We start from the raw sequence: 282 nt of genomic DNA on the forward strand, positions 1-282 counted from the left end.
CCGTACGGGATTTGAACCCGTGTTACCGCCGTGAGAGGGCGGCGTCCTAGGCCGCTAGACGAACGGGGCTTAGAACTGAATCCAACTCAACTGAGTGAGCGAATTCCGCTGGCCTACCAGGACTCGAACCTAGAATGACGGTACCAGAAACCGTAGTGTTGCCAATTACACCATAGGCCAATAAAGACTGGCGCTTTCACGCTGTCTTTGTACCCCGTACGGGATTTGAACCCGTGTTACCGCCGTGAGAGGGCGGCGTCCTAGGCCGCTAGACGAACGGGG

General features: G+C 57.1%; 2 tRNA genes. Both read right to left on the reverse strand.

What is annotated here, in order from left to right:
• Positions 1–108 precede the first annotated feature (108 nt).
• A tRNA-Gln gene (locus QP981_RS11210) sits at positions 109–180 on the reverse strand.
• Positions 181–210: 30 nt separating this feature from the next.
• A tRNA-Glu gene (locus QP981_RS11215) sits at positions 211–282 on the reverse strand.

Source organism: Corynebacterium sp. MSK047 (assembly GCF_030232285.1).
GTDB classification, from domain to species: Bacteria; Actinomycetota; Actinomycetes; order Mycobacteriales; family Mycobacteriaceae; genus Corynebacterium; species Corynebacterium jeikeium_D.